20 protein-coding genes and 1 pseudogene are annotated in these 22430 nt (G+C 64.8%); 7 read left to right on the top strand and 14 right to left on the bottom strand.

What is annotated here, in order from left to right; genetic code table 11:
- The first annotated feature begins 8 nt into the window (after positions 1-8).
- From IV501_RS15610 to IV501_RS15595, 4 genes are all read left to right on the top strand, one after another.
- Entirely contained in the window at positions 9-1670 is a 1662-nt protein-coding gene (locus IV501_RS15610; protein WP_200557335.1) for an ABC1 kinase family protein, read from the top strand.
- Between the two features lie 101 nt (positions 1671-1771).
- Entirely contained in the window at positions 1772-2212 is a 441-nt protein-coding gene (locus IV501_RS15605; protein ID WP_200557247.1) for a VOC family protein, read from the top strand.
- A 6-nt stretch (positions 2213-2218) separates the two neighbouring features.
- Positions 2219-2860, top strand: coding sequence for a winged helix-turn-helix transcriptional regulator (locus IV501_RS15600; protein ID WP_200557246.1), 642 nt, complete (start codon positions 2219-2221; stop codon positions 2858-2860).
- Between the two features lie 60 nt (positions 2861-2920).
- Positions 2921-5605 carry a phosphoenolpyruvate carboxylase gene (locus IV501_RS15595; protein ID WP_200557245.1) on the top strand — a complete coding sequence of 895 codons (2685 nt, stop codon included), beginning with the start codon at positions 2921-2923 and terminating at the stop codon, positions 5603-5605.
- A gap of 6 nt (positions 5606-5611) precedes the next feature.
- Here IV501_RS15595 and IV501_RS15590 read toward each other — a convergent pair whose 3' ends face one another.
- On the bottom strand, positions 5612-6934 hold the full coding sequence (locus tag IV501_RS15590) for an MFS transporter (protein WP_307812350.1): 1323 nt from the start codon (positions 6932-6934) through the stop codon (positions 5612-5614).
- Between the two features lie 116 nt (positions 6935-7050).
- Between IV501_RS15590 and IV501_RS15585 the strand changes: the two genes are divergently transcribed.
- Positions 7051-7365, top strand: coding sequence for an NIPSNAP family protein (locus IV501_RS15585; protein WP_200557244.1), 315 nt, complete (start codon positions 7051-7053; stop codon positions 7363-7365).
- 14 nt (positions 7366-7379) lie between these two features.
- Here the strand turns inward: IV501_RS15585 and IV501_RS15580 are convergent, their stop codons facing one another.
- The 6 genes from IV501_RS15580 to IV501_RS15555 form a co-directional block, all read right to left on the bottom strand.
- Entirely contained in the window at positions 7380-8603 is a 1224-nt protein-coding gene (locus IV501_RS15580; RefSeq protein WP_200557243.1) for an MFS transporter, read from the bottom strand.
- Positions 8604-8753: 150 nt separating this feature from the next.
- On the bottom strand, positions 8754-9158 hold the full coding sequence (locus tag IV501_RS15575) for a pyridoxamine 5'-phosphate oxidase family protein (RefSeq protein WP_200557242.1): 405 nt from the start codon (positions 9156-9158) through the stop codon (positions 8754-8756).
- A gap of 79 nt (positions 9159-9237) precedes the next feature.
- On the bottom strand, positions 9238-10272 hold the full coding sequence (gene adhP / locus IV501_RS15570; RefSeq protein WP_200557241.1) for an alcohol dehydrogenase AdhP: 1035 nt from the start codon (positions 10270-10272) through the stop codon (positions 9238-9240).
- A 41-nt stretch (positions 10273-10313) separates the two neighbouring features.
- Positions 10314-11735: an NAD(P)(+) transhydrogenase (Re/Si-specific) subunit beta gene (locus IV501_RS15565; RefSeq protein WP_200557240.1), complete on the bottom strand. Its 1422-nt coding sequence runs from the start codon at positions 11733-11735 to the stop codon at positions 10314-10316.
- Complete coding sequence (locus tag IV501_RS15560) at positions 11732-12055, bottom strand: NAD(P) transhydrogenase subunit alpha part 2 (protein ID WP_200557239.1); 324 nt, start codon at positions 12053-12055, stop codon at positions 11732-11734. The genes IV501_RS15565 and IV501_RS15560 overlap by 4 nt, the downstream gene beginning before the upstream one ends.
- Positions 12052-13317 (bottom strand): Rossmann-fold NAD(P)-binding domain-containing protein, encoded by a 1266-nt coding sequence (locus IV501_RS15555; RefSeq protein WP_200557238.1) that lies wholly within the window; start codon positions 13315-13317, stop codon positions 12052-12054. Before IV501_RS15555 ends, IV501_RS15560 begins: the two co-directional genes overlap by 4 nt.
- Before the next feature lie 155 nt (positions 13318-13472).
- On the opposite strand from IV501_RS15555, the gene IV501_RS15550 reads away from it, so the two are divergent.
- The gene (locus IV501_RS15550) at positions 13473-14864 is read left to right on the top strand and encodes an NAD-dependent succinate-semialdehyde dehydrogenase (RefSeq protein ID WP_200557237.1); all 1392 of its coding nucleotides are present in this window, start codon (positions 13473-13475) and stop codon (positions 14862-14864) included.
- Positions 14865-14866: 2 nt separating this feature from the next.
- Positions 14867-15865, top strand: a complete 999-nt coding sequence (locus IV501_RS15545; RefSeq protein ID WP_307812349.1) for a zinc-dependent alcohol dehydrogenase family protein — start codon at positions 14867-14869, stop codon at positions 15863-15865.
- 52 nt (positions 15866-15917) lie between these two features.
- On the opposite strand, the gene IV501_RS15540 is transcribed toward IV501_RS15545, so the two are convergent.
- The 7 genes and pseudogenes from IV501_RS15540 to IV501_RS15510 form a co-directional block, all read right to left on the bottom strand.
- Positions 15918-17396, bottom strand: a complete 1479-nt coding sequence (locus IV501_RS15540) for a peptidase M16 family protein (RefSeq protein ID WP_200557235.1) — start codon at positions 17394-17396, stop codon at positions 15918-15920.
- A gap of 225 nt (positions 17397-17621) precedes the next feature.
- Positions 17622-17771: pseudogene (locus IV501_RS15535) on the bottom strand (carbohydrate ABC transporter permease); the annotation flags it as partial.
- 286 nt (positions 17772-18057) lie between these two features.
- Entirely contained in the window at positions 18058-18987 is a 930-nt protein-coding gene (locus tag IV501_RS15530) for a PfkB family carbohydrate kinase (protein WP_200557234.1), read from the bottom strand.
- Positions 18984-19292 (bottom strand): putative quinol monooxygenase, encoded by a 309-nt coding sequence (locus tag IV501_RS15525; RefSeq protein WP_307812348.1) that lies wholly within the window; start codon positions 19290-19292, stop codon positions 18984-18986. Before IV501_RS15525 ends, IV501_RS15530 begins: the two co-directional genes overlap by 4 nt.
- Entirely contained in the window at positions 19289-20083 is a 795-nt protein-coding gene (locus tag IV501_RS15520) for an ATP-binding cassette domain-containing protein (protein ID WP_307812366.1), read from the bottom strand. Before IV501_RS15520 ends, IV501_RS15525 begins: the two co-directional genes overlap by 4 nt.
- Positions 20084-20085: 2 nt before the next feature.
- Positions 20086-21138: an ABC transporter permease gene (locus IV501_RS15515; RefSeq protein WP_200557232.1), complete on the bottom strand. Its 1053-nt coding sequence runs from the start codon at positions 21136-21138 to the stop codon at positions 20086-20088.
- An 84-nt stretch (positions 21139-21222) separates the two neighbouring features.
- A complete protein-coding gene (locus tag IV501_RS15510; RefSeq protein WP_200557231.1) occupies positions 21223-22329 on the bottom strand; it encodes a substrate-binding domain-containing protein in 1107 nt (368 codons plus the stop codon).
- Positions 22330-22430: the final 101 nt, after the last annotated feature.

Below are 22430 nucleotides of genomic sequence, written 5' to 3'. Positions count from 1 at the left end.
TCGCCACGATGAAGGCACGATCGCGCCGCATCCTCTGGTTCGCCGCGCGGTACCTCGCTCAGACCTGGTGGTTTGAACTGTTCCTGCCCCGTATCGGCCTCGCACGGCTCTCCGCACGCCGCCGATCGAGGCGGTTGCAGCGAATCGCCCAGCATTTCCATGTGCTCGCGGTCGACCTCGGCGGCCTGATGATCAAGGTCGGCCAGTTCATGTCGTCCCGGCTCGACGTGCTGCCGCCCGAGATCACGAAAGAACTCGAAGGACTGCAAGACGAGGTGCCCGCGGTACCGTTCCCCGCTATTCAGGCGCTCGCAGAGCGCGAGTTGGGCTTGTCGCTCGAGCGCGCGTTCAGTTTTATCGACCCGGTGCCGCTTGCCGCGGCATCCCTCGGCCAGGTGCACCGTGCCCGACTCTCCGGAACGGATGCCGCGGAGACCGGCCTCGCCGACGTGGTCGTCAAGATCCAACGCCCCGGCATCGACACCATCGTCGACGTCGACCTCGCCGCACTGCGTCGGGTCGGCGGCTGGCTCAGCCACGTGCGCCTGGTGTACGACCGCGTGGACATGCCCCAACTCGTCGAGGAGTTCGCCATCACCAGCCTCGAAGAGATCGATTACCTGAACGAGGCAAGCAACGGCGAGCGCTTCGAAGCAGACTTCGCCGATGACCGCCGGGTGCGTGTTCCCGAGACCGTGTGGGAGCGCACCACCCGCCGCGTGCTCACGATGCAGGATGTCACCGCGATCAAGATCAACGATGTCGACGCTCTGCGAGCGGCCGGCATCGACCCCGCCGATGTGGCTACCGAGTTCGCCAGCGTCATGTTCGACCAGCTGTTCGACCGTGGTTACTTTCACGCCGACCCGCACCCCGGCAACATCTTCGTCACCCCGACCGAGGGCGGTGATCGCCCGTGGGTGTTCACCTTCGTCGACTTCGGCATGATGGGCGAGGTTCCGACGATGTTGCGGGCGGGTCTGCGCAAGATTTTGATCGCCGCGGCCTCGCGCAATGGCAAGGGAATGGTCGACGGCGTGCGGGATATCGGGGTGCTGCTGCCCTCGGCCGACACGGTCGAACTCGAACGGGCGATGACCGCCATCTTCGCGCGATTCGGCGGCATGGGGTTCGCAGAGTTGCAGCAGGTCGATCCGCGCGAGTTCCGGGTCTTCGCCACGGAGTTCGGTGACCTGGTGCGCACGCTTCCGGTGCAGCTTCCCGAGAACTTTCTGCTCATCGTGCGCGCACTGTCGCTCACCTCGGGGATGTGCAGCTCGCTCGACCCTGCCTTCAACATCTGGGATGCGGTGGAGCCGTACTCGGCGAAGCTGATTCGCGAGGAGAGCGGCAATGCCGTGCAGGCGGCCGCGAAGCAGGTTCTCTCCACCGCGGGGGTGATATCGCGACTTCCCGGTCGCATCGACAGCGTCATCACTCGCATCGAAGAGGGCACCGTCATCGTGCAGACGCCAAAGCTCGAACGGCGTCTGGAGAGCATCGAGCGCACCACGCGCCGGCTCGTCTCCGCGGTGGCGTTCGCCGCACTGCTGATCGGGGGCGTCTTGCTGCGCCCCGACGCTGTGGTGCTCGGCACCATCCTGATGATCGCCTCGGCACTGCCCCTGCTGCACGCGCTGCTGGCGGGCTGGTTCGCCCGCCGGGGGTAGCTCGGCGTGACCGCACGGCTGCGATCTGGGGTCTTGACGATTCACTTGTTTTTTGCAAGTGTTGCAGGCACCCAACGACGGGTCTCGAAAGGAATCGCATCATGAGCGTCACCGGAATTTTCGTCATCCTGCCCGTGACCGACCTTGAGCGGGCGAAAGCGTTCTACACCGCGATCGGTTTCACCATCAATCCCACCTTCACCGACCACAATGCCGCCTGCGTCGTCGTCGAAGAGGGCCACAGTTATTTCATGATCGAGACTCGCGAGTTCTTCCAGTCGCAAGCGCAGCTACCCATCGGCGACCCAGCGGTAAGCCCGACCTCCGGCACCTCGATCTTCTTCGATAGCCGTGAGGCCGTCGATGCCGCCGTCGCCGCGGGAATCGCAGCCGGCGGCACGGTCGCCGGAGAGCCGACCGACTACGGCTTTATGTACCAGCACGGCCTGACCGACCCCGATGGCAATCCGATCGACTTTGGCTGGATGGATCCGGTCGCCGCCGAGCAGGGCCCGGAGGCGTACGCCGAGCGGCAGGCCTGAGGCCGCGTGGCCGCCCGTGATTACGGCCAATACGGCGGAATCACCCGCGCTCTCGAGCTGATCGGCGAACGCTGGGCGCTACTGATCGTGCGCGACCTGCTCGTCGGGCCGCGCCGCTACGGCGAGCTGGCCGTGGGTCTGCCGCGCATCCCCAGCAATATCCTGGCGGCGCGGCTCAAAGAGCTGCAGGAGGCCGGAATCCTCAGACGGATGCCGCGGTCCCGCGTCATCGTCTACGAGCTCACGCCGTACGGGCGCGAGCTCGAACCCGTGGTGCTCGCCCTCGGAGCGTGGGGGTTCAAGACCCTGGGCGAGCCACGGGACGAGCAGATCATCACCCCCGATTCGATGACCATGGACCTCCGCACCGCCTTTCGCCCGCTCGTCGCGGCGGAGCTGCCGTCGACCGCATACTCGGCGCGGGTGGGGCCAGCCGAGCTGCTGATCCGGGTCGACGGCGTGCGCCTCGATGTGACGCGGGGGGATGGACCCGTCGACCTCGCCTTTACGACGGGGGCGGACATCCGTCGCCTCATCTCGGGCGAACTCGCCCCCGGTCGTGCGATCGAGACCGGAGTTGTAGAGGTGCTGCACGGACCGGGCGAGCTGCTCGACCGGTTCGCGAGCACATTCCACCTGGCGGCGTGACCATTCGACCTGTCAGGCCGCGTGCACAATCGCGAAACATCAGCCCGGTAGCGTTGACGCATGGACGACTCGACCTCCGCGGCCCCCGCTGATCTTGCTGCCACCGACCTCGTGGGGCGTTTCGAAGCCGAACATCGCATCCCGAGTGCGATGCGCGCCGACGTGCATCTGCTCGGCGATCTGCTCGGTCGAGTGCTGCGCGAGAGCGGATCCGACGGGCTCTACGACGACGTCGAGCGGCTGAGACTCGCCACCATCCAGGCGTATACGGACGAGACGCCCGAAGCCTTCGCGCGGGCGGTGGAGATCGTCGAGAGCTTCACGATCCAGCGCGCTGACGAGGTCGCCCGAGCCTTTACCGCCTACTTCCACCTGGTAAACCTGGCCGAGGAACATCAACGCGTGCGCCTCCTGCGCGAGCGCAACGGCGAGCCCAGAAACGCCGACCCGTCATCGTCGATCGGCAGCGCGTTCGCGCAGCTTGCGACGGAGATCGGAACGGATGCCGCGACCGAGCGCCTGCAGACCATGCGCTTCCACCCGGTGTTCACCGCGCACCCCACCGAGGCGCGGCGTCGTGCGGTGTCGAGCAGCATCCGCCGGCTGTCGGAGTTTCTGGTCGAGCGCGACCTCTCGCGCGGTGGTGCCGCCGAGGCGCGGATCGAGCGCGGCATGCTCGAGGAGGTCGACACGCTGTGGCGGACCGCGCCGCTGCGCACCGACAAGCCGGCCCCCACCGACGAGGTGCGCTCGATCATGGCGGTCTTCGACGAGACCCTCTACACCGCGATTCCGGAGGTCTATCAGCGCATAGAGGACGTGCTCCACGGCGAGCACCCCCGTGACGAACCGCCGCTGGTGCGCTCGTTCGTGCGGCTTGGCACATGGGTCGGCGGCGACCGGGACGGCAACCCGTTCGTCACGGCATCCGTCACCAAGAAGGCCGCCGGAATCGCGAGCGAACACGTGCTGCTTGGCCTCGAGCGCACGGCCAGTCGCGTCGGGCGTGGTCTCACACTCGACGCCACCACCACCCCGCCATCGGACGCGCTGCTCGCCCTCTGGCAGCGCCTGCGCTCCGCGGACGAGGACGCGGCCAAGGAGATCGCCAAGCGCTCACCGAACGAACCGCACCGCCGCATCCTGCTGTTGATCGCCCGTCGCATTGCGGCCACCCGCACCCGCGACGCAGACCTCGCCTACCGCGACCCGGCCCAGCTGCTCGCAGACCTCGAGATCGTGCAGCAATCGCTGGTGAGCGCCGGCGCCGGCCGGCACGCGTACGGCCAGCTGCAGCAGTTCATCTGGCAGGTGGAGACGTTCGGCTTCCACCTCGCCGAGCTCGAGGTGCGTCAGCACTCGGCCGTACACCGCGCGGTGCTCGCCGAGCTCGAGTCGGGCGAGCCGCTCAGCGACGTGGCGGAGGAAGCCCTCGAGGTGGTGCGCGCGATCGCGCAGATCCAGAAGCGGTACGGGCCGAGGGCCGCTGGCCGCTACATCGTCTCGTTCACTCAGTCTGCGGATGACCTCACCAATGTGTACCGCCTCGCTCGGGCTGCGGTCGGACCGAACGGCACTCTCCCGGTGCTCGACGTCATCCCCCTGTTCGAGACATTCGCCGACCTGCAGGCGGCCCCGGGCATCCTGGCGCAGATCGTCGAGACTCCGGAATTCGCCGCGCGGCTCGACGAGACCGACCGTCGACTCGAGGTGATGCTCGGCTACTCCGACTCGTCGAAGGATGTCGGCCCAGTTGGTGCGACCCTCGCGCTGTACCAGGCGCAGCGGGAGATCTCGCAGTGGGCCCGCGAGAACGACATCACGCTCACCCTGTTCCACGGGCGCGGCGGAGCGCTCGGGCGCGGCGGCGGACCGGCCAACTCGGCGATCCTCGCCCAGCCACCGCATTCCGTCGACGGCCGGTTCAAGCTCACCGAGCAGGGCGAGGTGATCTTTGCGCGCTACGGCGACCACGACATCGCGATGCGTCACATCGACCAGGTCGCGGCGGCGGTGCTGCTGGCATCCGCCCCGTCCATCGAGAAGCGCAACGAGGATGCCGCGACCCGCTTCGCGGACGTCGCCGCGACCATGGACGAGACCTCTCGCGCCCGCTTCTTCGAGCTCGTCCACGCTCCGGGTTTCGCGCCGTGGTTCGCCACCGTCACGCCGATGGAAGAACTGGGTCTGCTCGCCCTCGGTTCACGACCGGCACGGCGCGGTCTCTCGGTCGAGTCGCTCGAAGATCTGCGGGCCATCCCGTGGGTCTTCTCCTGGACCCAGGCCCGCATCAACCTGGCCGGCTGGTTCGGCCTGGGCAGTGCACTCGACGCGGTCGGGGATGAGAAGCTGCTGGCATCCGCGTACGGTGAATGGCCACTCTTCCGCACCATGATCGACAACGTCGCCATGGGACTCGCCAAATCGGATGACCGCATCGCCCGCCACTTCCTCGCACTGGGCGACCGCGACGACCTGGCCCAGCTCGTGCTCGAGGAGATGGATCTCACCCGCTCCTGGGTCATCCGTATCGCCGGCGGTGGCGACCTGCTCGCAAATCGTCCGGTGTTGCAGCGGGCCGTGAAGATGCGCAGCCCCTACGTCGACGCACTGTCGCTGCTGCAGCTGCGGGCGCTGCGGAGTCTGCGCGCGGCGCCCGAGGGTTCGGCAGCAGATCCCGAGCTTCAGCGCTTGCTACTGCTGTCCGTCAGCGGGGTCGCGGCCGGGCTGCAGAACACCGGGTGAGGCTCGTCACGCTGCTGAGCCTGCAGTTCCGGCCGGCGCCGTAGCCGGCTGCACCGTCGCATCCGGCACGGTCGCGGTCTCCGTGTCGAATTCGCTGTGCCGATCACGGGTGCGGAACACCGACCATGCCCAGAGGCCTCCCACGGCGCACAGCAGCGAGAGGATGCCCCACACGACGCGCACGCCGACCGCCTGCAGCAGGATCGGTGTCACCACGGCGAATAGCGCCGCGACGAGTCTCGCGACGCCGATGATGCTGCCCTGCGCCGTCGTTCGCAGCAGGGTGGGGAACGATGACTGCGTCCAGATCTTCATGATGCCCTCGAAGGCGAAGGCCGCGGCGACGGCGGTCACGAGCCCGCTGGCGATGAGCGTCCAGAGCTGCACGCCGAAGAAGACGTAGAACAGCGGCGACGCCACCTGCAGGCACGCACCCACCCTGAAGAATGCGAAGCGGACGGGCCGGTCGGCGATGCGCAGGAAGACGATCGACGAGGCGATGGCCACCGGCACAATCGGCAATCCTGCGACAGTCGCCACCCCGAGGGGGATTCCGCCGTAGTTCACGGCGACAAACGAACCGAACTGTCCGACCGAGTTCGACGCGAGATTGGTCAGCGAATAGAACACGATAAGTGCGGCGAATGGCACCGCGTATGGCGATCGCGCGAGCTCGCGAACCCCGGCTTTTCTGGCCCGCACGGTGAGGATGCCTTCCGCACGTTCCCGGCGGGCGGAGGTCCATGACGCCGATTCGGGAATCGAGAACCGCGCGATCAGCGTCACAAGGGCCGCTACGGCGAGGTGGCCGAAGATGATCGCGGTGCCGAGCCTGCCCAGATTCGCGACCAGGGCGGTGATGACCCCGTTCATGATGATGCCGGCGACCCACAGGATCTGCGACAGGGCCAAGATCTTGCCACGGTTGCCATCATCCGCCGCCTCGGCGATCGTCGAGAGCGAGACCGGCAGGTCTGCCCCGGCCCCCAACCCGACCAGTGCCGCACCGACCAGAACGACAGCGAACGACGGGGCGAAGATGAGCGCCACGGCCCCGATAACGATGGTGGCCATCGTGGCCATGAACACCGGCTTGCGCCCATACCGGTCCCCCAACCGTCCCCCCGTTACGGCGCCGAGCGCGATGCCGCCGGTGAGCGCGCCCGCCGTAACGCCGATCTGCACGGCGGTGAACAGCAGCGTGGTCTGGAAGATCACGATCGCTCCGGCGAACCCGGAGATGGCCGCCGCGTCGATGTACGACGCCATGCCCGAGACGACGCCGACCCGCCAGGGCGACACCCGTCGAACATCTGCTGCTGCGCGCACGGCTTCTCCTTCGAAGCGGCATGATCGGTTGGAGGCCCAGCGTACGCCGCCGAACCGCCGCCCCCTTCTCGCGACCGCGGTGCGTTCGCTGCTCGTCAGCGGAGTACGGTCGCACCATGACTTTCGAACTGCGCACCTATCGCTCGACCCCCGGCCGTATAGACTCGCTGCTCGCCCGATTCCGCGACCACACCGACGCGATCTTCGCCACACACGGCATGGTGAGCCTCGGCTACTGGGTCTCGGACTCGGATGCGGACACGCTCATCTATGTGCTGCGGCACGACGGCGACCCGGCACTCAACTGGGCGGCTTTTCAGGCCGACCCCGCGTGGCAGGCGGCGAAGGCGACGTCTATCGAAGGGGGCGAGATCGTCGCCGACATCCAATCGATCATGATGTCGCCCACGGACTTCTCCCGAGCGATGTGAATCGCGTCAGCGGGTCAGGCGCGCACCGAATCGACGACGGCCACCGGCCCTGTAGCCGCACTCACCGGCGCAATGGCGTTGGAACGGCGGAAGCCGAGCGTGATCAGCACGATCGCACCGATGACGGCGACGCCACCCGCGAGCCAGAAATCGGCCGCGAGTCCGAGCTGCGTGACGGCAACCCCGCCCAGCACCGATCCGGCGGCGATCGCCAACTGGATTGTGGTGACGAACAGTGCGAGACCACTCTCGACGCCGTTCGGTGACGCGCCCGCCATCCAGGTCTGAGCCCCGAGCGGGAGCGCGCCCCACACGATTCCCCACACCACCAGCAGGATGAAGACACCCACCACCGAGTGCGCGAGAAGCGGCAGCAAGACCACGGCTCCGGCAAGCACGAACTTGGCGACACTGAGTGTGCCGATCACCGACCGACTCAGCGTCACGCCGGCAACGAAATTACCGGCGATCCCGGCGATGCCGAACACGAGAAGCGCGAGCGTCACCGTCTCCGGCCCAACCCCGACCAGTTGCTTCAGATAGGGCGCGACATACGTGTATGCCGCGAACTGGGCCGCGAACACGAAGACGGTGGTGATGAGTCCGAGGCGGGCTCGCGGAATCGTGAGCAGAGTGCCCAGGGTGGCGAAACGCACGCGCTGAAGCGCAGGGATGCTCGGCAGCAGAATCAGCTGCAGCACCAGAGCAACGAGCCCCAACCCGCCGCCGATCACGAAGGCGAGACGCCAACTTGCGAGGGATGACACCAAGGCCCCGAGCGGGAGGCTGACGACGGTCGCGATCGAGATACCCGCGGTGATGAACGAGGTTGCCCGGATGACGGATGCCGGCTTCACCAGCCGCCCGGCGACGCCGGCGCCGATCGCCCAGAAGCCGCCGATACCGATGCCGAGCAGCAGGCGAGCAATCAGCAGCACGACGAAGGACTGGCTGACGGCCGCGAGCCCATCCGCCACGACGAGCAGAATAGACAGTCCGACGAGCACCACCCGGCGATCGACTCGGGAAGTGAATACCGTTACCACCGGTGCCGCGACAGCACCGGCGAGACCAGTGGCCACCACCATGAGACCGGCTGTGCCGATACTCACGTGGAGGCCCGATGAGATTGCGGGCAGCAGCCCGATGGGAAGAAATTCGGAGAGGACGAGTACGAACGAACCGAGCGCAACAGAAAGCACACCCAGCCAGCCGCGACGGTCTGGTGACGAGGTCATGGGTAGCTCTAAGCGCCGACCGGCTGATTCCATTCCTGCGTGACGACATCAGTCCGGCCGGCTACCTGCACCCGCAGGCGTTTGGGTATTCCTCCTCGCGCTCGGTGAAGATGCACGCCACGAACGGATCGGCGGCGGCTATTCGGTTAACTAACGCCGGCGAGCGACCGGAACATGGCGCGTGAACTGACGCCCGCGAATTGATTCGGCCGTGATCCTCACGAACACAAATGGCTCGATGGGAATCCACGGGGGGAAGGCATCAGCCACCCGTTCGACGAGCTCAGGGTCGTGGGTCAGCGCTTTCGCGTGTCCTTTCGCTATGACACTCCAGGTACCGTTCGATGTCTCGCTGTCTACCTCGAACACCACGTGCCTATTGTCGGTGAGTTCGTGGAGCTTTTCCCCCGCCGCAGTACGAAAGAGGATCGTGCGGTGGTCGACGGCGTAGTTGACCGGGTAGATATCCGGGAGGTCGTTGTGGCTGAGCCCCAGGTGACCGAAGTTTCTCTCTTCCAACAATTTCCATGCGGAGTCATCGGAGAGCTCCGTCACCGGCCCCTGGGGAGACCAGCCTTCTTGCGTTCGCTCATGCGACATGGGGTATTCCCGACCGGCCAATGACTCTGCGCCGTTATGCAACGGCGATCGGCGCGTGAACAAAATCGAAGACCAGACGAGCGGGGATCGCCCCGGAGAGCACTTCCGCCATGGAGGCGTTGACGTCATCGAGGGCGCGAGCTTGCTCGACCACTCGCGTCCTGCCCGCCGCGTGGAGGGCGAACACCTCCGCGAGGTCCTGGCGAGTTCCCACGATGGAGCCGATGATCGAGATTCCCTTGATCACCGTCTCGAAGATGGGGATCTCCATGGCGCCGACAGCGGGCATAGCGACACAGACAAGCCGCCCGCCTCGACGGAGCGAGCCGAAGGCCTGCTCGAACACCTTCGCGGACGGTGCCAGCACGAGCGCGACGTCAAGGCCACCGAGTTTTTGGATCTCGACCATGGGATCGGAGGTCGCGGCATTGATCGCGTGCGTTGCACCGAGTTCTTTGGCGAGGTCGAGCTTGGGCTTCTCAATGTCGATCGCGACCACCGTGCCGCCCATGATTTGGGCGTACTGAACTCCGAGGTGGCCGAGTCCGCCGATGCCGAAGACACCAACCAGTTCGGTCGGCCTGATGTGGGCGACCTTCAGCGCTTTGTAGGTGGTCAGCCCGGCGCAGGTGAGCGGGGCGGCATCCATCGAGCTGATGCCGTCGGGCACAGGAACGACGTATTTCGCGCTGGCGACCGCGTACTCCGCAAACGCTCCGTCGATCGAGTACCCGCTATCCTGCTGCTTTTCGCACAACGTCTCGCGACCGTCTATGCAGTAGCGACATTCGCCACACGCGTATCCGAGCCAGGCGATCGCGACACGTTCACCTACCGTTCGATCGGTGACCGCCGAACCAAGCTTCTCGATGATCCCGACCCCCTCGTGGCCGGGAACGAGCGGCAGTTTGGGCTTCACCGGCCAATCCCCCTGAGACGCATGGATGTCGGTGTGGCAGAGGCCGCAGGCCTCCATCCGGATGAGCACCTGATCCGCACCCGGCTCCGGGATGTCTCGCTCCTGGATCTCCAGGGGAGCGGTGAACGACGTGACGACTGCAGCCTTCATGATGTGCCTTCTTTTCTGGTGTCTCTGCCCGCGAGTGCGGTTCAGGCGGTGATGTATTGCTTGACCGCTGTGGTGATGTCGGCGAGCCCCTGTTTGGCGTCAGCGAAGAACATGCCTGTCTTCGGATCCGTGAACAGCGGGTTGCTGATTCCGGCATAGCCAGGACGCATCGAACGTTTGAGCACGACGACCGACTTCGCGTGATCCACATTCAGGATCGGCATGCCCGAGACGGCATTTCCTGGCTTTCGCGCATCCGGGTTGCAGACGTCGTTAGCGCCGACCACGAGGGCGACATCGCAATTGTCGAACGCCGCGTTAGCCTCGTCGAGTTGCAGCATCTGGTCGTAGGGCACGTTGGCTTCGGCGAGGAGCACGTTCATGTGGCCGGGCATGCGACCCGCGACGGGGTGGATGGCGTACTTGACGTCGACCCCATGATCGGTGAGCAGCTTGGCAAGCTCGGCGACCTCATGCTGGGCCTGCGCGGCAGCGAGGCCGTAGCCGGGGGCGATCAGCACATGCTGGGCATACGCCAGCTGGATCGCAACATCATCAGCAGTGAGCACCCGCACGTTCGTGAGGTCCTGCGAAGCCGCGCCCGAAGTCGTCTTCGCGTCTCCGGTTCCGAAACCACCGAGAATGATGGCCCCGACCGAGCGGTTCATGGCTTTCGCCATCTGCAGGGTAAGGATCGTGCCGGCCGCTCCCACGAGCGCTCCAGCGATGATGAGCGCCTGGTTGTCGATCGCGAATCCCGCCATCGCTACGGCGAGCCCGGTGAACGCATTGAGTAGGGAGACGATGACGGGGGCGTCGGCACCACCGATGGGGAGCACCATGAGCACGCCGAATATCAGGGATGCCACGAGCACGACCAGCAAGAGGGGCAAGTTCGGGGGCACAAGCAGAAGCAGCACGCCAGCACCGAGGGCGATGACGGCGGCGATCACGTTGATCACACGCGCGCCCGGAAAGGTGAGCGGCTTTCCCGAGATGATGCCCTGGAGCTTGCCCGCCGCGATGAGTGACCCAGAAAAAGTGATGGACCCGATCGCAACGTCGAGCGCAATGGGAATCGACATCGTGAGGTCAAGCGATGTCACGCTCAAGTGGGCGACGAAGTCGGCGAATGCGACGGCAGCCGCTGCCCCGCCACCCACCGCGTTGAAAATGCTGACCAGCTGAGGGATGGCCGTCATCTTGACGGTTCGCGCTCGAACTATTCCGTATGTCGCGCCAAGCGCCGCGCCGACGATCAGCGCTGCCCAGCCGATCCAATCGCCGCCGGAATCGATCACAGCGAAGACGATGGTCGTCAGCACCGCGATAGTCATGCCACCAGCAGAGATCAGGTTGCCCTGGCGTGCTGTAGATGGCGCCCGCATCATGTGGAGGCCGATCACGAAGAGGGTCGCCGCCGAGAGGTACAGGATGCCCGCGAGGAATTCGACAATGCTCATGATGCGTCTTTCTGGGTAACGTCCGTCGGGGCGGTGGGCTGAGGCCGCGTGAACATCCGCAGCATCCGATCCGTGACGACATAGCCCCCGAATACGTTCGCTGCGGCGAGCGCTCCAGCGGTGAAGGTGAGCACGTACCCGGCCGGGCTGTTCGCGACGGACGCGATCACGATGGCGCCGGCGATGACCACGCCGTGGATGGCGTTCGCCGCCGACATCATCGGGGTGTGGAGCGTCGAGGGGATCTTGCTGATGACCTCGACCCCCACCAGGAGGCTCAGCACGAAGATGGCGAGGTTGCCGAACAGTGTCTCGATCATGATGCTGTCACTTTCGCTGGGGCCGCGGCGCCGGGCAGCGGATCGAGTTTCAGGGCGTTCCGAACAGAAGCGTTGGTGATCGCTCCGTCGAAGCTCACGACGACGTTCTGGGTGACCTCGTCGGTCTGGTCGACCATAATGACGTTCTTTGGCGCGAGCGACGCGATGACAGCGAGCACGTTCCGTGCATACATCTGCGATGCCGAGGCCGGCAGTCCGGATGCGAGTTCGCCCGCGCCGATCACGGTGACACCCTCTGCAGTGACGGTGGTCTTGCCGTCGACCGAGCCTGAGACGTTGCCACCTTTGTCGCTGGAACCGAGGTCGACGCAGACCGAGCCAGCACGAAGGCTTTTCAGGGTGGCGGCCGAGACGAGTTCCGGTGGAGTGCGTCCGGGAACCTTGGCGGTGGTGATGATGATGTCGAAGTCGACGAGCGCCCTCGCGAGTTCGCCCTGCTGCGTCTTCTTTTCAGCATCCGTCATCGCTCGGGCGTAGCCTCCCGCACCCGCGCCTTGAGCGACCGACGAGGTAAGGAATTTCGCACCGAGCGATTCGACCTCCCCTCGTGAGGCCGCACGAACGTCGTAGCCGGTCACTACTGCGCCGAGACGCTTCAGAGTGCCAATCGCCTGGAGTCCGGCGACCCCGGTGCCGATCACGATGGCCTTCGCGGGCGTCGCTGTTCCGGCAGCCGTGATCATCATCGGGAGGTAGCGGGCATATGCTGCAGCTGCCACGATGCCCGCCCGATAACCGGCCGCGCTCGACTGGGAGCTCAAGGCATCCATCGACTGGGCGCGGCTGAGGGTTCGCGGGAGAAGTTCGAGGGCGACCACGGTCACCCCTCTCGTGGCGAGATCGGCGATTGCCGTGAGGTTATTCATCGGGTCAATCAAGCCGATCAGCACCTGTCCCGACCTCAGCGCTTTAAGGAGTTCCGCGTCGGGAAAACGCATGACCGGAATGATCGTGCTCTTCGCGATGATCTGGGTGCGCGGAGTGAGTATCGCGCCCGCCGCTGTGTATGCGGCATCCTCGAACGTTGCGTCGGTTCCCGCACCGGATTCGACCAACACGACCCGGCCCGCCTTCGTCAGACGATCGGCGGCCGATGGGTCGAGGGCTACTCGCCGTTCCCCCGCCGCGGTCTCGGCCAGCACGCCGACGGTCAGAGCCGGGCCGTCATCGGCCGATGTGTGCGGTTGCGTCGAGGAGGGCACGGTGATCGAGCGTGGTGCCGTTGAAGCCGGGGAGGTCATAGACGCAGTCCAACACCGGCCGAACGGGATGCTGAGGACTTAGGTCCCTGATCATCATCGAAACGGTTCGGGCCTTAGGTCCCGGCCGGGGCCGGGCGGCGGTGTGAGGCTCGAAGTCTAGGCAGCAGCATCGCTGCGGAAACAGGTTTTCTGACATGACCTACCAGACCATCAACCCATACACGAACAAGGTCGTCGCGACCTTCCCCGATGCGACGAAACAGGAAGTGGATGCTGCCATCACGGCCGCTCACGACGCCTTCCTCACGTGGAGAGAGACCCCGTTCTCGACAAGGACCGCAGTCCTCGCCAAGGCAGCCGAACTGCTGCGTGCCGACAAACGTCACTACGCCGAGCTCCTGACCCTCGAAATGGGAAAGGTGATCAGCGAGGCTGAGGCAGAGGTCGAGCTCTCGGCCGACATCCTGCAGTACTACGCCGATCACGGCGGGTCGCTACTGGAAACCGAACAGGTTCCCGTAGCCCTGGCTGCGGAAGGCACCGTCGAGATCGTCATGGAACCGCTCGGAGTGCTCCTCACCGTCGAGCCCTGGAACTTCCCCTATTACCAGGTGGTCCGTGTCGCCGGACCACAGCTACTCGCGGGCAACACGATCCTCCTCAAGCACGCCAGCAATGTGCCCCAGGCCGCGGCCGCGTTCGATGATCTATTCGCACGCGCGGGCCTTCCTGCGGGAGCGTTCAAAAATCTCTATCTGCCACACGCCCTCACGGAGTACGTGATCGACGACCCGAGGGTTCGCGGAGTCGCCCTCACCGGCAGCGAGGAGGCCGGCGCCATCATCGCCGCATACGCCGCCAAAGCGGTCAAGAAGAGCACCCTCGAGCTGGGTGGATCTGACGCCTTCGTGGTGCTCGCCGACGCCGACATGGATAAAACCGTTGAGTGGGCAGTTTTCGGCCGGCATTGGAACGCGGGCCAGGTGTGTGTCTCAGCAAAGCGGTTGATCGTGGTGGATGAGATCTTCGACGAGTTCATGGACAAGTACCGCACCGGCGTCGCGGCCCTCGTCATGGGCGACCCGATGGTCTCCACCACTACCCTGGCCCCGCTCTCATCCCAGGGAGCTGCCGACAAACTGGCCGTCCAGGTCGAAGAAGCGGTTGCGGGCGGAGCGACGGCCGAGACGCTGGGAAAGAAGGCCCCGAGCACGGGCGCGTTCTTCCAGCCCACGATTCTCACCGGAATGAACCCGAAGAACCCCTCCTACTACGAAGAGTTCTTCGGCCCGGTCTCGATCGTCCTCCGTGCCAAGGACGAGGCCGACGCGATCGCGATCGCCAACGACTCGCCATTCGGTCTCGGCGGTTCCGTGTTCACCAAAGACACCGTCAAAGGCGAGAAGGTGGCACGCCAGATCGACACCGGGATGGTGTACGTGAACCATCCCACGATGGTGAAGGCGGATATTCCTTTCGGCGGAATCAAGCACTCCGGCTACGGTCACGAACTCACGAACCTCGGCATCCAGGAGTTCATCAACAAGAAGGTCATCGACGTCGTCGACATCGGCGCCGCATTCTGACAATGCCCACCATGCGAGCCTGGCTGTCCAATTTAGGCACTGGCACGGTGGAACTTTCCACCGTGCCAATGCCTGACCCCGAGCCCGGCGAAGTCCAAGTCAAAGTACTCGCCTGCGGTGTCTGCCGAACCGACCTTCACGTCGTGGACGGCGAACTACCCGTCCATCGCCCACGGGTGATCCCGGGCCACCAAGTAGTCGGAACGGTGTCAGCGATAGGTTCTAGCGTGACCTCGCTGGCGGTCGGGGATCTCGTCGGCGCCGCGTGGCTTCGGAGCAGCTGCGGTGACTGCGAATGGTGTCGCTCCGGGCGAGAGAACCTCTGTCCGTTTTCTACCTACACAGGGTGGGATGCGGACGGCGGATACGCCGAATACCTGACGGTTCCTGCGGCCTTTGCATACTCCCTCGCGGACGGGACGGATCCTGTCGCCACGGCACCGCTCCTCTGCGCCGGAATCATCGGATATCGGGCGCTTCAGCGCTCGGCGCTTCCCCCCGGCGGCAACCTCGGGCTCTATGGGTTCGGTTCCAGCGCCCACCTGACCGCCCAGATCGCACAAGCCGCCGGCGCCCGAATATTCGCGATCACTCGCGGAGAGGCCAACCAGAACCTCGCCCGCACTCTGGGTGCGGCCTTTGTAGGCGGCGAGGAGGCGACGCCTCCTGAACCACTGGACTCCGCGATTATCTTCGCGCCGGCGGGACCGATCGTTCCTCAGGCACTTGCAGCCACGAAACGCGGAGGAACGGTGGTGACTGCTGGCATCCATATGTCAGACATTCCGGCCATGAATTACGACCACGATCTGTTCAACGAACGCGATCTGAGGAGCGTGACCGCGAACACCAGAGCCGACGGTGCCGCATTCCTGCGGATCGCCCACACTCTCGCCCTTGTTCCCGAGGTGACCGTCTACCCATTCGACAAAGTCGATCGAGCTCTCTCCGACCTGCGGGCGGGGCGGGCGTCAGGGTCGCTCGTCGTTGTCATGCCGTAACTCGAGCTGGTCGTCACGCGGCCCCGGGGACCGGCATCACTCCCCCGTGCGGCTAGTGCTTGGGGAAGCTTCGAACCAATGCAGGATCGAGGATCTCTATTAGTCGACGCTTAAGGCTGGGAAGGCGCTTCCAGTTGTCGGCCTGGAACTGGATGCTTCGGCCGCGGGAATCGACAAGCGTTAGGCATCCGCAGGAGCGGTCGCCAGCCATGACAATGTCTTCGACCAGAATCCTGCGGGTGCGCTCGACTTCGATGCTGAACAGAGCCGTGTCGGTGACAATCAGCCGTGTCTTCTCACCTTTGGCACACCAGGTCGATTGTGCGCCGCTGGCTGCGGGCGGCGCAAAGCCGTCGTCGAATGGTTGCCACGGGGTGAGATACGTCACCGGTAGCGCAAGGCTTTTCACAGTCCTCTTGCTGAGAAAAGTGCCATCGTTGAACGCGATGATCGCCGAGGCTGCGCTGCCGATAAGGACGCCGGTCAGTCGCTCCGAGGTCACTTCTGCGGCCTCTTCGAAGCTCTGCTCGGGCGAGCGGGTCGACCACCCGTGCAGGCCATCTTCAGCAAGTCGGTCGAGGTAGTTCAGACTGGCGAACGTGCGTTGCGCTTGCGCGCGCCCGTGGATGCGCGCACTCTCAGTTGCTGCCGCACCGAACCCCGTCGCGGCGATCTCCCTCACCGTGTCCGACACCACCCGGACGGTCGTGTCTATGTGCTTGTCCTCCGGGTCGAGCACGAAGACCAGCTCGGACAACTCCCCGTCCACTGGCGTCGTCCAGGTTCCGACGTCGTAGATCAGACCCCGACGGTGCCGCAAGCTCATAAAGAGTTCGTGTTGAAGGGCGATCTGCAGGAGATCGGCGTCGTCGCGGGGCACGAGCAGCGACAGGGCCACACCATCCTTCGCCGAAGCTACAAGCGCCGGAGTTGCCAGCAACGCTTTCGGCTGCTCGGCACGGGCGACCGGTCCGCGAGGCAAGGAGAGATCGAGCGTTATCGGCAGCGTCTGCGAGAACGCCATCGAGGCGTTTTCCGCCCGAAGCCATCGCGCTGCCCAGTCGATGACCTCCTGACGGCTCATGTCCACCGTGGATGGGGCCCCGAAGGTGGCCATGCCGACGCCGTGCAACCCGTATCGATATGTCAGCAGGCCAGCGCTGGGTTCATCGAAGGTGCTCGGATGCTCGATCCGGATGATTCGCTTCTCGAACTTCAGATCCTGTTCGGTGATCTCCCCCAGACGGCCAACCGCCCGGGTGAAGTCACTGAAGAATTGGCCCACCTCATTCGCGGAACCCGACGCATAGACAGTCAACGAATTGTCGCCAACCACGGCGCTGTGCTCAATGCTGATCGGCTCAATAAGCCGAAGCAGGAGATGTTCCAGTAGATGAGTGATCCCCGACAGCGTCGCCGGCTCATTCCTTTTGCCGACGCCAAACACCAACGTTCCGCAGCAGACACCGGGCAGATCCGCCTGATATATCTGCACTCCATTGAGATAGGAGCGCGAGATAGAGGTGGCCATGATCGCAAGTCTCCCAGAACAACGAAACCTCACATCGCATTCGCCCCAGGAAGCCCTGGCGCGAAATTCAGGCTGCAGTTGGCCGACGACGAAACGTATTTCGTGTGATCTCGGTCGGGAACCGTTGCACCAATGAACCGAGAAGGACGGCGATCCGACTGTTGTCGGAGCTAATAGTGGACTCCGGCGGGCACACGTCCACGCAGCGGACTACATCACCGTGAAGCCATCTCCATCCATCCTGGCGGCTTCGTCGGGGTCCCTCGGGATTCCGCGGATGAACTGCGCCATCAGGAATGTGAAGAACGCGTCCGTCGCGAGGAATTTCGGCAGGAGAAGCGGAACGAAGGTGTTCACGAGACCCAGCTGCGAAAAGAAGCCCGCCCGCGATCATCACGGTGTGACGAAGCACCCACGAAAGCGGGCGGCACGACGGCTTCTCCCTCACCTCCGGCGAGGCACTCCGTGGTGCGTCTGGCGCAGGCGCCGCAGTCACGAGCTGTGGGAACCGCGCGGTTTCAATCGTCATAGAACACCCAATACTTCGAGGCGATAAAGTTCACCGCGGCTCGACCTGACGGCGACGACGCGATGAGCGGCAGGCAACTACAGGTCTACCGCTGCGTCAGCACGCCCAACCAGACATGGCTGTGGACCCGGCCTAGCGTTGCGAGGTGAAGGACGAGGAGGAGCCGAGCAGCTCATGCAGAGTCGGAGGGAGCGCACCGGCTCGCGCGACAGTGAGGGCCGCGCTGGCGAGCGCCGTGTCCGCAATCGAAGCAAGAGCGACCGCTGAGCTGGATGCCAGCGACCCAGGAGTCACGGTCACCTCGCTCGAGATGGCGAACAGCAATGCGGACATGAAAGCATCTCCTGCCCCAACGGTGTCGACGACTTTGGTGGGCTTGGCGGGCCGGTGTATCCGAGCGCCGGGCGAGGCAATGACGCAGCCGTGCGCGCCGAGCGTGAGGGCCACCAGCGAGGCGCCAAGCGACAAGACGTGGTCGATGACCGCCTCCTGTCGCAGGTCGGGGAACAGCCAGGCCGCATCCTCATCGCTCATCTTCACCACATGCGAGTGTCGAATCAACTCGTCGACCGCTGGGCGGACTTTCGACCATTTGCCCATCACAGCCGGGCGAATGTTGGGGTCGTAACTGAGGACTGCGTCATTCGCGGTGGATGCGAACAACTCGAGAATCGAGCGAGCACTCGGCTGAATCATCGCGGCGATAGAGCCCGTGTGGATGAACGGCGCCCGTGATGTCAGCGGCTGCCGGCCGAGGTCCGAAGTGACATCGAAGGTGTAACGCGCGGCCCCGTCGGTTCCAATCACCGCCGTCGCCGACGAGGTCGCGCGCTGCCCGCCGGCGGGGCGCACGACACCCACGCTCGCTGCACCGAGGTGCCTAGCGAGAAGTGTTCCGTATGCGTCGTCGCCGAACTCGGTGAGCAGCTCTGTGGGCACGCCGAGGCGCCCTAAACCGTAGGCCACATTGAGAGGGCTACCGCCCGCGTGTACCTGTGTCGCTTCAGCGGTCTGCACTAGGTCGACGAGCGCCTCCCCCACGACCAGGACGCGGGGACTCACGACACCGGTTCAAGCCACGAGATAATGCTGTGATCCTCCTCGATCAGTGCGGTGAGCTCGGCGTTGAACCTCGACCCATAATCTGCGTTGATGTGAGAGTCGAATGCCGCGGCATCCCGATACTGCTCGTAGACGAAGAACCCGTCCGGCCGATCCGTCCGCGTGCTGATCTCGAACAGGAGGTTTCCGGGTTCGGCGTGCACGCGATCGCGCAGGGCCTGGATGAGCGCCATGACCTCCGTTCGCTTGCCTGGGAGTGCCGTGAACTCCGCGTACAGCACGCGGCGTCGGTCGACGGCTTTCACGCGCTCGTGGCTCCGGTCATGATCGCCACCGCTTCCGTCATGCTGTGGGTTTTCGGGGTGATCGTGGCCGCCCGCTTGCCCAGCCTCTGGATGTGGATGCGGTCAGCGACATCGAACACGTTCGGCATGTTGTGGCTGACGAGGATCACGGGAATCCCCTCGTCCCTCAGCCGACGAATGAGGTCGAGCACCTGGTTGGTCTCGCGGACACCCAGCGCAGCCGTCGGCTCGTCCAGCACCACGACCTTCGACCCGAAGGCGGCAGCTCGCGCCACCGCGACGGCCTGGCGTTGACCACCGGAGAGGTTCTCGATGGCCACCGTCACATCCTGCAGTGTCGAGATGCCAAGCCGGTCGAGCTCTGCCTTGGCGTTCTGGCGCATGAGCTTCGTGTCGAGCACGCGGAAGACACTGCCCAGGAGGCCCGGCTTACGCAACTCGCGACCGAGGTAGAGATTGGATGCGATGTCGAGGGCTGGCGAGACTGCCAACCCCTGGTAGACGGTCTCGATCCCGTATTGCTTGGCGTCTTGCGGCCGACGGAAGTTCATCACCCTCCCGTTCAGGATGATCTCGCCTCCGTTTGGCACTTCGGCTCCGGTCAGGCACTTGATGAGCGTCGACTTGCCCGCGCCGTTGTCCCCGATGACGGCGAGCACTTCGCCCTGGTACAACTCGAGGTCGACGCCGTCGAGGCCGACGACCCTGCCGTACGTCTTGACGAGTCCGGTGGCTTTGAGCACGGGCTGCGTGAACGGCAGCGCCGACTCCGGTCGTGAGTTATCGGTGATGGTCAACTGCGTACCTTTCGAATCCACTGGTCGAGTGCGACAGCGACGATGACGAGAACGCCGACGGCAAGTGTTTGGTAGAGCACGTCGAGGCCCGCGAGCGCGAGCCCGTTGCGGAAGACGCCGACGATGAGCGCGCCGAGAAGTGAGCCCCAGAGCTGTCCGCGGCCGCCGAAGAGGCTGGTGCCGCCGATGACGACGGCGGTGATTGAGTCGAGGTTGAGGTCTGCGCCAGCGTTCGGGCTCGCGGCATCCGCTCGCCCAATCTGTATCCACGCCGCAACGGCGAGAATGGCGCCGGCGACGACGTAGACGCTGAGGAGCACTCGATTGACACTGATGCCGGCGAGACGTGCTGCCTCCTTGTCATCCCCGACCGCGTAGACGTGCTTGCCCCAAGCCGTTCGCCCGAGAACGAGAGCCATCACGACGTAGAGCACCAGCATGCCGACGACGCCGTAGGTAATGCCGACCCCGAACAGCTGGAAGGTCTTTCCCGTCGCGGTGATGAGGGCGGGGATGTCGGTCCCCACGACGGATGCGCTGTTCGAGTACAGGAGCGAGAGTGCGACGAAGATGCTCAGCGTGCCTAGCGTCACGATGAACGGCGGGAGCTTGAGTCGGGTGACCAGCACGCCATTGAGAGCCCCGGCGAGCAGTCCGACGATGAGTCCGAGCAGGAGTGCGATCGGGGCTGGCACATGGTTCTGGCTCGCGGTCTGTGCGATGACGAGCGAGACCAGGGTCATGATGGCCCCGACTGACAGGTCGATACCGGCGGTGAGGATGACGAGGGTCTGGGCGATGGCGAGCGTTCCGACGACGGCGACCTGCTGGGTGATCAGCGAGAGGTTGTTGACGAAGAAGAAGCGCGGACTGATCACGCCGAAGATGACGATGGCGACAACGAGAACGATCGCCGGGCTCAGGGCCGGGTAGCGGTGCAGGATGTTGCGCAGCTTGCTCAGGGGAGTGCTGCGGTCGAGGAACTCAGAGGCCAGGTCGGTGGGCTTCGCGCCCGGTGACGGGCTGGTTTGAGCGGTTTCAGTAGTCACGGAAGACTCCTAATTGGGTTGTACGCAGGAACGGAAGGGGTCGGACGCGTGTTCGGTGCGTCCGACCCCGGAATACAGCGCGAGCTAGTTGCCCCAGCAGCTCTTGGCGCCGTCAGCGCTCGAAATGCTGTTCAACCCGGGCACTGCCTTGTCGGTCACGAGCTTCGAGCCAGTGTTGAAGAAGTCGAGACCCGCCGAGACGGAAGGCTTCTTGCCGCTCTTCGCGAGCTTGACGATCGCCTCCATGCCGAGCTGCGCCATCTTGGACGGGTACTGCTGGCTCGTCGCGCCGATAATTCCTTGCCCGACCTGCTTGACGCCGGTGCAGCCGCCGTCGATCGCGACGAGCAGCGTCGTCTTCTCCTTGCCCGCTGCCTTGAGGGCCTGGTAGGCGCCGTACGCCGCGGGTTCGTTGATCGCGTAGACGACGTTGATGTCTGAGTTCTTCGACAGCAGGGTCTCCATGGCGGTGCGACCGTCGGCCTGGTCGCCGTTCGAAGCTTGGTTGCCGGCGATCTTGTAGGTGCCGCCCTTTCCGCCGGTGTAACTGCCGGTCGGCGCCTCGTCACCGTTCTTCTGCTTGTCGGCGGTGGGAATGCCCATGCCGGTCAGGAAGCCTTGGTCGCGGTCGTAGTCGACGGATGCGACCTGGTCGCTGAACAGATCGACCAGACCGATCACCGCGGGCTTGCCATTGAGCTGTGCGGCGGCCCACTTGCCGATCGCCTCGCCGGCGGCGAAGTTGTCGGTCGCGTAGGTGATGTCGACGGCTTTGGCGGGGTCGGGCGCGGTATCGAGCGCGATGACGTAGATGCCGGCCTTACGTGCCTTCGCGATGGCCGTGTTGACGGTCGAGTCGGTCGGGGTGATGAGGATTCCTTTGTCACCGCGCGAGATCGAGTCCTCGATGGCTTGGATCTGGGTGGTGGCGTCGCCATCTTTCTTGCCAGCGGCGAGAGTCAGCGAGACCCCGTCCTTCGAGGCGTCCGCTTTCGCCGCGTCTTCCATTGCCACGAAGTACGGGTTGGTTGTGGTCTTGACGATGAGCGCGACGCCCACCTTGCCGCTAGCGCCGCCGGTACCGCCGGAGCTCTCTTGACATGCCGTAAGTGAGATGGCTGCAAGTGTCGTTGCTGCGACGACTGCGGCGATCCGGATGCCTCTGCGGGGCATAGGACTGCGATTCAACATTGAATGATCCTTCTTGGGAGGGCGGCCGCGGCCGTTGACATCGGTGTCAATACACTTTTCTATTCCCTTTTGGCGATAGAGTCAAGCGCGTCCTGGCAGAA

The organism is Lacisediminihabitans changchengi, assembly GCF_016634425.1.
GTDB lineage: Bacteria > Actinomycetota > Actinomycetes > Actinomycetales > Microbacteriaceae > Lacisediminihabitans > Lacisediminihabitans changchengi.
This window is presented reverse-complemented; position numbering and strand designations above follow the sequence as displayed.

Bases quoted from the DNA above. Each gene is read 5' to 3' on its own strand.
- IV501_RS15610 (WP_200557335.1), top strand. From the start codon at position 9: ATGAAGGCACGATCGCGCCGCATCCTCTGGTTCGCCGCGCGGTACCTC.
- IV501_RS15605 (WP_200557247.1), top strand. From the start codon at position 1,772: ATGAGCGTCACCGGAATTTTCGTCATCCTGCCCGTGACCGACCTTGAG.
- IV501_RS15595 (WP_200557245.1), top strand. From the start codon at position 2,921: ATGGACGACTCGACCTCCGCGGCCCCCGCTGATCTTGCTGCCACCGAC.
- IV501_RS15585 (WP_200557244.1), top strand. From the start codon at position 7,051: ATGACTTTCGAACTGCGCACCTATCGCTCGACCCCCGGCCGTATAGAC.
- IV501_RS15580 (WP_200557243.1), bottom strand. From the start codon at position 8,603: ATGACCTCGTCACCAGACCGTCGCGGCTGGCTGGGTGTGCTTTCTGTT.
- adhP (WP_200557241.1), bottom strand. From the start codon at position 10,272: ATGAAGGCTGCAGTCGTCACGTCGTTCACCGCTCCCCTGGAGATCCAG.
- IV501_RS15565 (WP_200557240.1), bottom strand. From the start codon at position 11,735: ATGAGCATTGTCGAATTCCTCGCGGGCATCCTGTACCTCTCGGCGGCG.
- IV501_RS15560 (WP_200557239.1), bottom strand. From the start codon at position 12,055: ATGATCGAGACACTGTTCGGCAACCTCGCCATCTTCGTGCTGAGCCTC.
- IV501_RS15555 (WP_200557238.1), bottom strand. From the start codon at position 13,317: ATGACCTCCCCGGCTTCAACGGCACCACGCTCGATCACCGTGCCCTCC.
- IV501_RS15550 (WP_200557237.1), top strand. From the start codon at position 13,473: ATGACCTACCAGACCATCAACCCATACACGAACAAGGTCGTCGCGACC.
- IV501_RS15545 (WP_307812349.1), top strand. From the start codon at position 14,867: ATGCCCACCATGCGAGCCTGGCTGTCCAATTTAGGCACTGGCACGGTG.
- IV501_RS15540 (WP_200557235.1), bottom strand. From the start codon at position 17,396: ATGGCCACCTCTATCTCGCGCTCCTATCTCAATGGAGTGCAGATATAT.
- IV501_RS15510 (WP_200557231.1), bottom strand. From the start codon at position 22,329: ATGTTGAATCGCAGTCCTATGCCCCGCAGAGGCATCCGGATCGCCGCA.